Annotated in this window: 11 protein-coding genes; 7 read left to right on the top strand and 4 right to left on the bottom strand. The window is 37.2% G+C overall.

All coding sequences use genetic code 11. The features are described from left to right. Positions 1-3: 3 nt before the first annotated feature. Together PWU04_RS01155 and purH are read right to left on the bottom strand one after the other, a co-directional pair. Positions 4-1,032, bottom strand: coding sequence for a rod shape-determining protein (locus PWU04_RS01155; protein WP_274473965.1), 1,029 nt, complete (start codon positions 1,030-1,032; stop codon positions 4-6). Positions 1,033-1,147: 115 nt separating this feature from the next. Beyond that, positions 1,148-2,680, bottom strand: a complete 1,533-nt coding sequence (purH, locus tag PWU04_RS01150; protein ID WP_274473964.1) for a bifunctional phosphoribosylaminoimidazolecarboxamide formyltransferase/IMP cyclohydrolase — start codon at positions 2,678-2,680, stop codon at positions 1,148-1,150. 151 nt (positions 2,681-2,831) lie between these two features. Here purH and PWU04_RS01145 point away from each other — a divergent pair, with 151 nt between their 5' ends. Further along, entirely contained in the window at positions 2,832-4,082 is a 1,251-nt protein-coding gene (locus PWU04_RS01145) for an ABC transporter permease (RefSeq protein WP_274473963.1), read from the top strand. A 23-nt stretch (positions 4,083-4,105) separates the two neighbouring features. On the opposite strand, the gene PWU04_RS01140 is transcribed toward PWU04_RS01145, so the two are convergent. Next, positions 4,106-4,561, bottom strand: coding sequence for a GAF domain-containing protein (locus PWU04_RS01140; RefSeq protein ID WP_274473962.1), 456 nt, complete (start codon positions 4,559-4,561; stop codon positions 4,106-4,108). Between the two features lie 87 nt (positions 4,562-4,648). Between PWU04_RS01140 and xrtF the strand changes: the two genes are divergently transcribed. The 5 genes from xrtF to PWU04_RS01115 all read left to right on the top strand — a co-directional run bounded on the left by xrtF (position 4,649) and on the right by PWU04_RS01115 (position 8,918). After that, the gene (gene xrtF, locus PWU04_RS01135) at positions 4,649-5,209 is read left to right on the top strand and encodes an exosortase family protein XrtF (RefSeq protein ID WP_455027668.1); all 561 of its coding nucleotides are present in this window, start codon (positions 4,649-4,651) and stop codon (positions 5,207-5,209) included. Continuing rightward, positions 5,193-5,621 (top strand): exosortase F system-associated membrane protein, encoded by a 429-nt coding sequence (locus PWU04_RS01130; RefSeq protein ID WP_319946470.1) that lies wholly within the window; start codon positions 5,193-5,195, stop codon positions 5,619-5,621. Before xrtF ends, PWU04_RS01130 begins: the two co-directional genes overlap by 17 nt. A 60-nt stretch (positions 5,622-5,681) precedes the next feature. Next, positions 5,682-6,089, top strand: a complete 408-nt coding sequence (locus PWU04_RS01125; protein WP_406600930.1) for an HYC_CC_PP family protein — start codon at positions 5,682-5,684, stop codon at positions 6,087-6,089. Between the two features lie 217 nt (positions 6,090-6,306). Further along, complete coding sequence (locus PWU04_RS01120) at positions 6,307-8,517, top strand: TonB-dependent receptor (protein WP_274474260.1); 2,211 nt, start codon at positions 6,307-6,309, stop codon at positions 8,515-8,517. Between the two features lie 20 nt (positions 8,518-8,537). Then, positions 8,538-8,918: a heavy-metal-associated domain-containing protein gene (locus tag PWU04_RS01115; protein ID WP_274473959.1), complete on the top strand. Its 381-nt coding sequence runs from the start codon at positions 8,538-8,540 to the stop codon at positions 8,916-8,918. Positions 8,919-8,983: 65 nt separating this feature from the next. On the opposite strand, the gene polA is transcribed toward PWU04_RS01115, so the two are convergent. After that, entirely contained in the window at positions 8,984-11,815 is a 2,832-nt protein-coding gene (polA, locus tag PWU04_RS01110; RefSeq protein ID WP_274473958.1) for a DNA polymerase I, read from the bottom strand. A 165-nt stretch (positions 11,816-11,980) separates the two neighbouring features. Between polA and PWU04_RS01105 the strand changes: the two genes are divergently transcribed. Then, positions 11,981-13,375 (top strand): aldehyde dehydrogenase family protein, encoded by a 1,395-nt coding sequence (locus PWU04_RS01105; protein WP_274473957.1) that lies wholly within the window; start codon positions 11,981-11,983, stop codon positions 13,373-13,375. Positions 13,376-13,426: the final 51 nt, after the last annotated feature.

Here is a 13,426-nt window from a genome sequence, read left to right as displayed (position 1 = left end):
CTATTATTTAATCAATACGCTTTTGTATTTTGGTAAATTCTTTAGGGTAATTCCTGTACCGCGAACTACAGCACGTAGTGGGTCCTCAGCAATATAAACAGGAAGATCTGTTTTAAGGGAAAGTCGCTTATCAAGTCCTCGAAGCATAGATCCTCCACCGGCTAAATAAATACCAGTGTTGTAAATATCGGCAGCGAGTTCTGGTGGTGTTTGTGAAAGGGTTTCCATAACTGCGTCTTCAATACGAAGTATAGATTTGTCTAATGCTTTAGCAATCTCGCGATATGAAATCTGTACCTGCTTTGGTTTTCCGGTCAAAAGGTCACGCCCTTGAACGCTCATGTCCTCTGGCGGAACTTCCAAATCTTCGGTAGCAGCTCCTATTTGGATTTTAATTTTTTCAGCAGTACGTTCTCCAACATACAAGTTGTGTTGGGTACGCATATAGTAAATAATATCATTGGTGAACACGTCACCGGCAATCTTAACCGATTTATCACATACAATACCCCCTAGGGCTATGACAGCAATTTCGGTAGTTCCCCCACCTATATCTACAATCATATTCCCTTTTGGTTGCATTATGTCTACACCAATACCAATAGCAGCTGCCATTGGTTCATGGATTAAGTAAACTTCCTTACCGTTAACGCGCTCTGCAGACTCTTTAACCGCTCGCATTTCTACTTCAGTGATTCCAGAAGGAATACATATTACCATACGTAGGGCAGGAGTGAAGAGTTTCTTTTTTAACGCTGGTATATTTTTGATGAACATACTGATCATTTGCTCAGAAGCATCGAAGTCAGCAATAACACCATCCTTTAGTGGACGAATGGTTTTGATGTTCTCATGGGTTTTCCCTTGCATCATACTAGCTTCCTTTCCGGCAGCAATAATTTTACCAGATACTCTGTCGCGCGCCACAATAGACGGACTGTCAACCACTACCTTATCGTTATGAATAATTAAGGTGTTGGCTGTTCCTAAGTCTATGGCGATTTCTTCTGTTAGGAAATCAAAAAATCCCATGCGTTAAATTCGTTTATTAGGTTAAGTTCGTTTCTAAATCCTGTAAATGTAATAAAAGTTGGGATATATTCAGGGTTTAATATATCCCAACCTTAGTTACTTTTTTTATTAAATCTTAGTGTTTAAAATGACGGGTTCCGGTAAATACCATAGCCACCTTATTTTCGTTACAGTAATCAATGCTTAACTGGTCTTTAATAGACCCACCAGGTTGAATTACTGCAGTAATTCCTGCATTGTCTGCAATTTCCACACAATCAGGGAATGGAAAGAAAGCATCACTAGCCATAACAGCTCCGTTTAAATCAAAATTGAATGATCCAGCTTTATGGATAGCCTGGTTTAAGGCATCAACACGGCTGGTTTGTCCTGTTCCGCTAGCACACAATTGTTTGTTCTTAGCCAATACAATAGTGTTCGATTTAGTATGCTTACAAATTTTTGAGGCAAAGATTAAATCTTCTAACTCGCTATCTGTAGGATTATTATTTGTTACGTTAGTTAATTCTTCAACAGTATCGGTCTTGTTGTCGCGATCTTGGACCAATACACCGTTTAGACAGCTTCTTACTGTTATTTTTGGTAATTCAACATCGTTAAGAACCAAAAGGATTCTGTTTTTCTTTCCTTTAAGGATTTCTTCAGCTTCAGCAGAGAAAGAAGGAGCAATAACTACTTCACAGAATAAATCATGGATGTCTTCTGCAGTCACTTTGTCTATTTCAGTGTTACTGATCAAGATTCCTCCAAAAGCCGATACAGGATCGCCTGCTAAAGCAGCAGCGTAAGCTTCCTTAATAGTTGGGCGAGTGGCAATACCACAAGCATTGTTATGTTTTAAGATGGCGAATGTAGGCGCGTCGCTTTTGAATTCACTCATTAACGTCACGGCAGCATCAACATCCAATAGGTTGTTATAGCTTAATTCTTTTCCATGAAGTTTAGTGAACATTTCATCGAAGTTGCCGTAGAAGAATCCTTTTTGGTGTGGGTTTTCTCCGTAACGTAAAACTTGTCCATTAGTTTCACTTAACTTAAATGCTGAAATATCTTCAGTTCCGTTAAAGTAGTTGAAAATAGCTGAATCGTAGTGAGACGATACGTTAAATGCTTTTGCCGCAAAACGTTTGCGTTGCGCTTCTGTTAAGCTTCCGTCTTGTTCTGTGATAATATCCAAAAATTCAGCATAATCGTTCACAGACGATACACAAACCACATCGGCATAGTTCTTAGCAGCAGCTCGAATCAATGAGATGCCACCGATATCGATTTTCTCGATGATATCCTGGTGGTTTGCTCCAGAAGCAACAGTTTTTTCGAATGGATAAAGATCCACAATCACAAGATCGATTTGAGGGATTTCAAATTCGGCTAATTCAGTAACATCACTTTCGTTATCCTGACGGTTTAAGATGCCACCAAATACTTTTGGGTGAAGCGTTTTTACTCGTCCACCTAAGATAGATGGGTAAGAAGTAACGTCTTCAACAGGTACTACATCAATACCAAGGTTGTTGATGAAAGTCTCTGTTCCACCTGTAGAATAAATGGTTACACCTTGCTCGTTTAGTTTCTTAACGATAGGTTCTAAACCATCTTTGCTAAATACAGAAATTAATGCCGATTTAATTTGTTTTGAATTACTCATTTTTGTTGTCTTGTATTAAGTTGCAAAAGTAATCAATTAGCTTAAAATGAGGTAGCCCCACTTTGGATTTATTCCGATTTTTTTTGTAACGGAAAAGCGATTAAAACGTCTTACCTTTACCTGAGTAAGAACAAGAAATTACCCCAGCCCTATGATCATGTATTGGCGTCTGTTTAAGGAGAGTTTTTCATTTGCAATAAATGCCTTGCGAAACAACAAGTTGCGTACCTTTTTATCGTTGTTAGGGGTGACTGTTGGGATATTTTCGATTATTGCTGTTTTAGCTGCTGTGGATTCGCTTGATAGAAGTATTAAGAGTGACCTTTCCGGTTTGGATAAAAACACTATGTACTTAACCAAATTTTCATTTGGCCCTACCGATGTTCCTAGGTGGCAGCGTGAAAACTATCCACAAACAGATTACAATGATTATGAGTTTATTAGTCGAAATATTGCAGGTGTTAAGGCTACTGCCTATGTGATTTTTGGTAGTAACCAATCCATAAAGTATCAAGATAAAACTTTGGCAAGCGTAAATGTTACTCCTGTGTCCAGTGGGATTTATGTGATTGATGACCTTAAAGTAGAAAAAGGGCGTTTTTATACCGAAGCTGAATCCTATTCTGGAGCACCTGTTATGGTTATGGGGTATAGTTTAGCTGAAAATCTATTTGGAAACATCAATCCAATTGGTAAGCAAGTACGTGTTTATGGTAGAAAAGTGACGGTGATAGGTGTTCTGAAAAAGTTTGGTACAACCCTTTTTGATTCCCCAGACGAAAAGGCTTATGTACCAGCCAATTTTGTGCGTCGTTTTATCAGTGGGGGGACTGATGGTGTTCCTGGGGCAATTGTAATCAGGCCAGAAGCAGATGTTGACATTGCTGCTTTTGAGCAGGTGTTAATACAAAAGTTTAGAAATTTTCGAGGTTTAAAAGCCGGTGACCCCGATAATTTTTTTATTAATAAACTCTCTGGGTTCACAGAAGTAATAAATGGTATTATCAAGACACTAAATTTAATAGGATGGGTCATCAGTGGCTTCTCCCTTTTGGTTGGAGGCTTTGGAATTGCTAATATTATGTTTGTAAGTGTAAAGGAGCGTACTAACTTAATTGGCATTCAAAAATCTTTGGGGGCCAAAAACAAGTTTATTTTGTTTCAGTTTCTTTTCGAGGCTGTGGTTTTGGCTGTTATTGGTGGAATTGTTGGTTTAATACTTGTTTGGTTGTTAACCCTAGGGCTTACTGGGGTCATGGGTGATTTTGAGTTCGTTCTTTCTGTGTGGAATATGCTTCTAGGGTTCAGTTTAGCTACCTTTATAGGGCTTATTTCAGGTGTCATTCCAGCAGTTTCGGCTTCAAAACTCGATCCTGTTGAAGCTATTAGAACAGGAATGTAGTATTTTAAATTTAAGTGATGGGGTTATAAAATTTCACTTACCTTGGCGCAGACAAATTCCAAAAAGCGTTCATCAGCTTCTGTAAATGGGTCAGGTGTATTTGAGTCAATATCTATTTGGCCTATGTTTTCACCGTTTACGAATATTGGTATTACAATTTCAGCTTTCACTGTAATGCTACAAGCTATATAGTTATCTTGAGCACTAACATCTGGTACAACGAAATTTTCGTTGCTAACTGCAACCTGTCCGCAAATGCCTTTTCCAAAAGGAATTATGGTGTGGTCTGTAGGTTCTCCAACATAAGGACCTAGTTTTAATTCTTCTTTATTGCCGTTTCTAAAATAGAAACCTACCCAGTTGTAATAATCTACATTGGTTTCCAAAAGCTCACAAACAGCTAGTAATTTATCATCCGTAGTATTGTTAGCATTGTAAAGTATTGCCTCTATCTCAGGTTTCATATGTTCGAATGTCATAGCTCTTATCTTTTTTTCAAAAGTATTTAATAGCCTTCACATCTCATGTATTTTTGTATAACTTTAACGACTTCAACTAAAACCAATTTGAAAGTGCTCCTTATAAAATACAAATCGGTAATACAGTTTATTGCTACCTTTTTATTGGTATATATCGTTTTGTCGCTGTGTTATAAATTCTATCTGGATTTTTCCTCCGGGCAAAAATATTTTCCAGACTATCTTACCAATACAGTAGGACATCAAAGCGAGATATTAATCAGAGTTTTAGGCTATGATGCACAGGTTATACCTCACCCTGATGAGCCTTCTTTGAAATTGATGGTTAATAGTAAGTATGTTGCAAGAGTGGTTGAGGGCTGTAATGCAATGAGTGTTATTATACTATTTATATCGTTTGTTGTGGCATTTGCTTCTGAGATGAAAACGACATTTATCTATGCTCTTGCAGGAAGTGTGCTCTTATATGTCGTAAACCTATTAAGGATTGCTATACTATCTGTGGGATTATATGAGTATCCTCGGCGAAGTGATTTACTTCATACCGTTATTTTTCCAATGATTATTTACGGGATGATGTTTTTGCTTTGGATGATTTGGGTAAACAGGTTTTCATTTTTAAGAAAGAGTCATGGGGAAGTCGGTTAGAATTATTTTGTTTATGATGCTGATAGGGCTCTTGGTTTTGGTTAGGGGCTTTGAGGACATACTATTTTACGATCCCTATTTAGCGTTTTTTAACAGTGATTATTTATATATGGATAACCCGAGAAGGGAAGTGTTAAAGCTTACCATTTTTACATCCTTAAGATTCGTGGTAAATACATTGGTTTCATTGTGCATATTATACGTCGCTTTTTTAAAGAAGGATATTTTAAAATTTTCCGCATTGTTTTACAGCGGTGCTTATATGGTACTTATTAGTTTGTTTTTATATTTTGTTTTAAATCCGCGTCAAGAGGATTACTATATGTTTTTCAATATCCGTAGGTTTTTAATCCAGCCAGTTTTTCTGCTACTGTTATTGCCAGCGTTTTATTACAATAAGGTTAGAAGTTGAGAGGATAATGAAATGTTTAGGAGCGCTAGTGCCTGATTTAATATTTTTTATATTTGCCACGTGAAGGCGAATTTGTTATATAGCATATTTTCAGTTTTTATGTCTGTATTAGTGTTGCTTTCTACAGTTTTCTTTACTGTGGAAAAGCATTTTTGTGGAGATAAATTAATTGATATGGCTATTCTTACCAAAGCAAAATCTTGCTGTCCAGAGACCACCAGCGAAGTTCTGATGTTGGGAAAAGGTTGCTGCAAAAGTGTAGTAGATGTAGTTCAGGGGCAGGATGAGCTAACAGTAAAATCGTTTAACGATTTAGATCTATCGCATCAACTGTTTCTAACAGCCTTTACTTGTTCCTTTATTAATTTATTCGAGGGATTGCCACAACAAGTGGTGCCTCACAAAGATTATTCTCCACCAAAACTGGTTTACGATCACCAGTTAATGGACCAAGTTTTTCTGATTTGATTTTTTAGCATTATTCAATTATAGCTTTCTTTCTTTTATGTGTATAGATGAAAAAGAGCTTAATGTTTATTGTCTTTTGTTTTTTAATGAAAGACACGATTTAATGTCTAAAAAATAATCAATGTCATATATAAATAGAAAAGAATCAGTAGGTAACTCTTTTGTGGGGGTGCGTTTTAACAAAATATCCTCTTTTTTATTATTGACTATTCTGTTAATGTTAGGCGGGTTTTGCCATTCACAAGATAATATTGAAGGAAAGGTCTTGGAGCAGGTTGAAGGAGGAATGACTATTCCTTTACCTGGAGCCAACGTGTATTGGCTCAATAGTGAATTAGGAGCGGTAACCAATATAGATGGAAGCTTTACCTTGCCCTATGCTAAGGAATACAATAAGTTGGTGATAAGTTATGTGGGGTTTAAAACGGATACCTTAGTAGTTAAAAACGCAAAGTCAATAATACATGTGCTTCATCCCACTGCCAAATTAAATGAAGTTCTAGTAAGCAGTAGTAAACAGAGTACAGTTAAAAATTATCTGAGTTCAGAGAATGTTATGACTGTAACAAGTGATGAGCTTTTAAAAGCTGCATGCTGTAATTTAAGTGAGAGTTTTGAAACCAATCCTTCCATCGATGTGAATTTTGCTGATGCTGTTTCAGGGTCTCGACAAATTAAAATGCTGGGCTTGACGAGTCCGTATATTTTAATTGCTACAGAAAATATTCCAACAGTTCGTGGTGCTGCTCAAGCCTATGGGTTAAGTTTTACTCCCGGTACTTGGGTTGAAAGCATTCAGATAACTAAAGGAACAGGTAGTGTTGTTAACGGTTACGAAAGTATTGCGGGGCAGATTAATGCCGAACTGGTAAAGCCCATTAGTGACGACCAAGTATTTATAAATGTATATGGAGCTATGAATCAGCGTTATGAGTTGAACACGCATTTCAATGCTGAGTTAAATGATAAATGGAGTACGGGAGTGTATCTTCATGGTAATACCCATCAACAAGAACACGATGTTAATAATGACGGTTTTTTGGATATGCCAAAGTACAACCAACTCAATGCCATGAATCGCTGGCAGTATATCAACAAAGAAAAAGGACTAGTAAGTTTCCTGAATTTCCGTGTACTGAATGATGAAAAACAGTCAGGTGAAGTGGATTTCGATCCAGAGATGGATAAGCTCACTACAAACCATTGGGGTAGTGAAATCAATACACAAAGACTTGATATCTCAACAAAATTGGGATATGTGAATCCCAATATCCCTTATCAGAGCTTAGGGTTTCAAGGAGCTTTTAGTATGCATAAACAAGACTCCTATTTTGGATTAAACGTTTATGATATTATACATAATAGTGTATATGCCAATGCTATTTATAATTCAATTATTAGTGATTCTCGTCATAAAATTAAAACAGGAGCTAGTTACACTTATGACCATTATAACGAAAAGGTTATTGAAACTGGATACGAACGAACGGAAACATCTGTAGGCGGATTTTTTGAATATGCTTACGATAACCTGGATAAAATAACACTTGTAGCAGGAGTACGATTGGATTATCACAATCTTTGGGGAGCGTTTTTAACGCCTAGATTGAATATGAGATACACGCCATGGGAAAAGTCGGCACTAAGGTTGTCTCTAGGGAGAGGGAAGCGAAGTGCAAATATTTTTACCGAGAACCAAAACATGTTTGCTACTTCTCGAACAATTGAGCTCCTCGATTCTGATGGAGATATTTACGGGATGGATCCCGAGATTGCATGGAACTATGGTGTTTCGTTTCTACAAGGGTTTAACTTGATGGGACGTCAAGCCGATGTGACGGTGGATTTCTATAGAACGGATTTCGTTAACCAAGTAGTCGCGGATTGGGAGAATCCACAGGCAGTACGATTTTATAATTTAGAAGGGAGTAGTTTTGCCAATAGCCTTCAGGTAGAGTTCAATTATAATATTTTTGAACATACGGATTTAAGACTTGCTTATAAATTCTATGATGTGAAAACAAAGTATTTAGATGGCTTGCTGGCAAAACCCTTAACCCCAAAGCATAGACTATTTGCCAATGTTTCCTTTAAAACATCTTTAAAGGATAATGGGGCACGATGGAAGTTTGATGCAACTTATAACTGGTTGGGTGAGCAACGATTCTCATCTATGGTAACCAATCCGGTTGAATATCAATTAGGGAATTATTCTCCAACTGTTGGAACGCTAAATGTTCAAATAACGAAAGTTTTCTCACCGGAATTAGAGTTTTATTTTGGAGGTGAAAACATTACCAATGTGAGACAAAATAATCCGATATTGGGTGTAGATAATCCATTTGGACCTTATTTTGATACCACTTTTGTGTACGGCCCAATATATGGTAGTAACTATTATGCTGGGCTTAGATATAGAATAAACTAAACAATTTAAAAGATAAAGAAATGAAAAAATTAATGATTTTAGGAATGCTTTTGTTTGGAATCACAGCATTTTCACAGAATAAGAATGCAAGAGCAACAGTAGAAGTAGATGGTGTGTGCTTAATGTGTAAATCGAGAATAGAAAAAGCGTGTATTAAAACCAAAGGAGTGAAATCTGCTGTATGGGATGTAAATACTCATCAGTTGAGTTTGATTTATGATGAACGCAAAACCAATTTAGAGACTATTCAAAACAATGTTGCAGCCGTTGGTCATGATACCCAAGAGGTAATAGCAACCGAAGAAGCTTACAATAGTGTTCATGCTTGTTGTAAGTACAGGGATATACAAGTGCAGGAAGATCATCAAAATGAGAATCTAGCTCAGCCAACAAAATCGTAAGTTATCGAATTAGAAAAAAAACGCTCCTTTAAAGGAGCGTTTTTTTTGTGTTTATAGTTTAGGGTTTAATGAGCTTCCAGCCAATTATCACCCATGCCAATTTCAACATCCAATGGAACGGCAAGTTTATAGGCCCCTTCCATTTCAGTTTTGATCATAGCTTTTACTTTTTCTAATTCAGGTTTGTAAGCATCGAAAACCAATTCATCATGCACCTGTAGTAGCATTTTTGTTTTGTAATTGCCTTCAGTTAGTTTTTTGTCGATGTTGATCATCGCAATTTTAATGATATCGGCAGCACTTCCCTGGATAGGTGCGTTTACTGCATTTCTTTCAGCAGCACCTCGTACTACAGCATTTCTAGAATTAATATCCTTAAGGTATCTTCTACGTCCTAAAACAGTTTGTACATAACCATTCTCTCTAGCGAAGTCTACTTGTTTGCCAATGTAGTCTTTTAGTTTAGGGTATGTGGTGTAGTACGTGTCTATTAATTCTTTGGCCTCGCTTCTCGATAAATCTGTTTGATTGCTCAAGCCAAAGGCAGAAACACCATAAATAATACCGAAGTTTACCGTTTTTGCATTGCTACGTTGTTCTCTTGTGACTTCTTCAATAGGAACATTGAATACTTTGGCAGCAGTAGAAGCATGAATGTCCTCCCCATGTTTAAAGGCATTAATCATATGGTCCTCTTCACTTAATGCGGCAATAATTCGAAGCTCTATCTGAGAGTAATCCGCAGCTAAAAGGGTGTAATCTACATTACGAGGAATAAATGCCTTTCTAACTTCGCGACCACGTTCGGTACGAATTGGAATGTTCTGTAAGTTAGGATTGTTACTGCTCAATCGCCCTGTAGCAGCTACCGTTTGCATATAATCTGTATGAACTCGGTTTGAGGTCGGGTCTACTTGTATAGGTAGGGCATCCACATAGGTGCTCTTTAATTTAGTAAGTCCACGGTAATCTAGAATATTCTGAATGATTTTGTGGTCTTTGGCCAAATAGGAAAGTACATCCTCCGAGGTTGAATATTGTCCTGTTTTTGTTTTTTTCGGCTTATCGATCAATTTCATTTTTTCGAACAGGACGATGCCAAGTTGTTTTGGAGAGGCAATATTGAATTCTTCTCCAGCTTCGGTGTAAATCTCCTGTTCAAGGTTTTTGATGTCGTTATCTAGTTCGTGGGAAAGCTTTTCTAAAAAGGGTTTATCCAAATTAATGCCCTCTAGTTCCATTTTTGCCAAAACTTTAAGTAGTGGCACTTCTATGTCGTCAAAAAGGGTTTGTGTATTGGCTTCACCCAATTCCTTTTCAAAATGTTCTTTTAGTTGAAGTGTGATGTCTGCGTCTTCAGTAGCGTATTCGGTTTGTTTATCAAGTGATACCTGACGCATAGATAATTGATTTTTCCCCTTTTTACCAATAAGCGTTTCTATCGATATTGGTGTATAGTTTAAATAGGTTTCGGCAAGTACGTCCATGTTATGGCGCATATCTGGGTTGATGAGATAATGTGCCAACATGGTGTCGAACAACTTACCTTTAACGGTAATATTATATTTCGCTAATACCTTAATGTCGTACTTTAGGTTTTGTCCTATTTTTTCGATGGATTCATCTTCGAAAAAAGGACGAAGCAGTTCTATGAGTTCTTGAGCTTTTTCCTGATTTTCTGGAAACGGTATATAGAAGCCTTTACCAGCTTCCCAAGAGAATGCGATGCCTACCAGTTGAGCTTTTAGCGGATCGATGCTTGTGGTTTCGGTATCGAAACAAACACTTTTTTGCTTCATAACACTTTTTATAAATAGCTTCAAAGCCACAGGTGTATCTACATGTTGGTAAAAATGTTGAACAACCTCGTAAGTAAGTCTACCCGAATGTGCTATAGTAGAAGTTGTGTTTCCTCCAGTGTCGAACAATGAAAACTGGCCAGCTCCAGCAGTTTGAGGTGCTTTTGTTGGAGCCTTATTAGATTGTGTTGGTTCCATAGCGAGAGCTTCGCCTTCTTTTGTAAATGTCTTAATGAAATTCTCCATTAATCGACGGAATTCCAAATCCATAAAAATGGTTTTTACCGCTTCGATATCAGGTTCTGACATTTCAAAATCGGTTTCGTCAAATTCAACAGGAACATCGAGCATAATTCGGGCCAATTTTTTTGATAATAAGCCTAGTTCAGCATTAGCCTCAACTTTTTCCTTCATCTTTCCTTTTAGCTTGTCGATATTTGCCAGAAGACCTTCCATACTACCAAATTCGGCAAGGAACTTTTTAGCAGTTTTGTCACCTACTCCGGGAAGTCCAGGGATATTATCCACGGCATCCCCCTTCATCCCTAGGAAATCAATTACCTGTTCTGGTCGCTCTACACCAAATTGTTCCTGTACTTCTGGAATGCCCCAAACATCATACCCCCCGCCATTTTTAGGTCTATACATAAATATATTGTCGCTAACCAATTGGGCAAAATCTTTATCAGGAGTCACCATAAAGGTTTGGTAGCCTTGGTTTTCGGCTTGTTTGGCTAAAGTTCCAATAACATCATCGGCTTCAAAGCCTTCCTTAACCATAATAGGAATGTGCATCGCTTTAAGCAGTTCCTTAATGTATGGTACTGCTACTTTAATCGCCTCGGGAGTTTCGTCTCGGTTGGCCTTGTATGCTTCAAACATTTCAGTACGGTCAACACTTCCTCCTTGATCAAAACAAACGGCCAAGTGGTCTGGGTTTTCCCGCTTGATAACGTCAAGCAGTGAATTCATAAAACCCATAATTGCCGAAGTGTCCAGACCTTTGGAGTTAATTCTTGGGTTCTTTATGAATGCATAATATCCACGAAAAATCAAGGCGTAAGCGTCTAATAGAAATAAGCGTTTTTGTTGAGCCATTTTATAATCTGTTTGATTGCTCTCAAAACTACAAATAAAAAGAGAGATTTGTAGTGAAGGATACAAGTTTAGATGCTATGTTATCTATGTTTTAGTGTTGCTAGTTTTATCTTGATTTAGAGAATAATACTTACATTTATCTCTATTAGATTTAATGAGACTAAAATGACTCCTGAACAAATATTTCAAAAGCAGTTTGAGAATAGGTTTAAAGTTGGAAACAGTACTTTAAAAGAACGTATTGCCAAATTAAATAATCTCCGTTATGCTGTAGAAGTTACTTATAGGCATAAATTGGTAGATGCTTTATATACTGATTTTAAAAAACCAAAAACAGAAAGCGATCTTACAGAAATATACCCTGTTGTTAGTGAGATTAAGTTTGTATGCAAGCATTTAAAATCGTGGATGAGCAAACAACGGGTTGAAACACCTATAGCACTTTTTGGAGCTTCTTCATGGATAAAATACGAATCAAAAGGCGTTTGTTTAATTATGTCGCCATGGAATTTTCCTGTTAATCTTACCTTAGGCCCATTAGTATCAGCTATAGCAGCAGGAAACACCGTAATATTGAAGCCTTCGGAAATGACACCGAATGCATCGAATGTTTTAGCAGAACTGATCCGTTCAATTTTTAATGAGGATGAAGTAGCGCTAATTGAAGGTGGGGCTGAGACTGCCCAAGAGCTATTGAAGTTGCCATTCCATCATATATTCTTCACAGGGTCACCAGCTATTGGTAAGTTGGTTATGAAAGCTGCCGCAGAGCATCTTACCTCTGTTACCTTAGAGCTGGGAGGGAAGTCTCCAACAATTATAGATGAAACTGCCGATATTAAAACGGCAGCTCGTAGAATAGCATGGGGAAAGTTCATGAACTGTGGCCAAATTTGTGTGTCTCCTGATTATGTGTTGGTGCATAAAGCTGTGAAAGATGATTTTTTAAAAGCGATAAAGAAAAATATTAATGAGTTTTTTACTGAACATCCAGAGAGGTCTGATTCATACTCTAGAATAGTAAACGATAAACACTTTCAGCGATTGAAAGGTTATTTGTCCGAAGTTTCGCTACAGGCAGCTACAATTGAGTTTGGAGGCGGTAGTGACCCAAAAACAAGATATATCCAGCCAACTGTTATTTCTGATATTGATAATGATTCCTCATTAATGCAAAACGAAATATTCGGTCCAATACTTCCTGTTATTACCTATGAGAGTATAGATGAAGCGATACGTTTTATCAACAAAAGGGATAAGCCTTTGGCATTATATGTTTATAGTAGAAAAAGGAAATTAGCAGAAAACATTATAAATGAAACTCGGGCTGGCAGTAGCTGTATTAATCATAACGTTTTACAGTATGGAAACCATTATTTGCCGTTTGGAGGTAGTAATACCAGTGGTTTAGGTAAATCGCATGGATTTTATGGTTTTCAGGAGTTTTCCAACTCACGGTCTGTGCTAAAACAGCATATTAAAGGCGCTACAGATATGTTGTTTCCACCTTATACCGATTGGAAAAAGAAGTTAGTAGGTTGGACAGTGAAGTGGTTTTAGAAAGTATATAGAATAAAAAACCTCCGCAATGCGGAGGTTTTTTTATAAGTG

The sequence above is a fragment of the Mangrovimonas aestuarii genome (genome assembly GCF_028767185.1).
Classification (GTDB): Bacteria; Bacteroidota; Bacteroidia; order Flavobacteriales; family Flavobacteriaceae; genus Mangrovimonas_B; species Mangrovimonas_B aestuarii.
This window is presented reverse-complemented; position numbering and strand designations above follow the sequence as displayed.

Excerpts from the sequence above, each read along its gene's own strand:
- PWU04_RS01105 (WP_274473957.1), top strand. The coding sequence starts at position 11,981 with ATGACTCCTGAACAAATATTTCAAAAGCAGTTTGAGAATAGGTTTAAA.
- PWU04_RS01120 (WP_274474260.1), top strand. The coding sequence starts at position 6,307 with ATGTTAGGCGGGTTTTGCCATTCACAAGATAATATTGAAGGAAAGGTC.
- PWU04_RS01155 (WP_274473965.1), bottom strand. The coding sequence starts at position 1,032 with ATGGGATTTTTTGATTTCCTAACAGAAGAAATCGCCATAGACTTAGGA.
- PWU04_RS01140 (WP_274473962.1), bottom strand. The coding sequence starts at position 4,561 with ATGACATTCGAACATATGAAACCTGAGATAGAGGCAATACTTTACAAT.
- PWU04_RS01115 (WP_274473959.1), top strand. The coding sequence starts at position 8,538 with ATGAAAAAATTAATGATTTTAGGAATGCTTTTGTTTGGAATCACAGCA.
- polA (WP_274473958.1), bottom strand. The coding sequence starts at position 11,815 with ATGGCTCAACAAAAACGCTTATTTCTATTAGACGCTTACGCCTTGATT.
- PWU04_RS01130 (WP_319946470.1), top strand. The coding sequence starts at position 5,193 with ATGGGGAAGTCGGTTAGAATTATTTTGTTTATGATGCTGATAGGGCTC.
- purH (WP_274473964.1), bottom strand. The coding sequence starts at position 2,680 with ATGAGTAATTCAAAACAAATTAAATCGGCATTAATTTCTGTATTTAGC.
- PWU04_RS01145 (WP_274473963.1), top strand. The coding sequence starts at position 2,832 with ATGATCATGTATTGGCGTCTGTTTAAGGAGAGTTTTTCATTTGCAATA.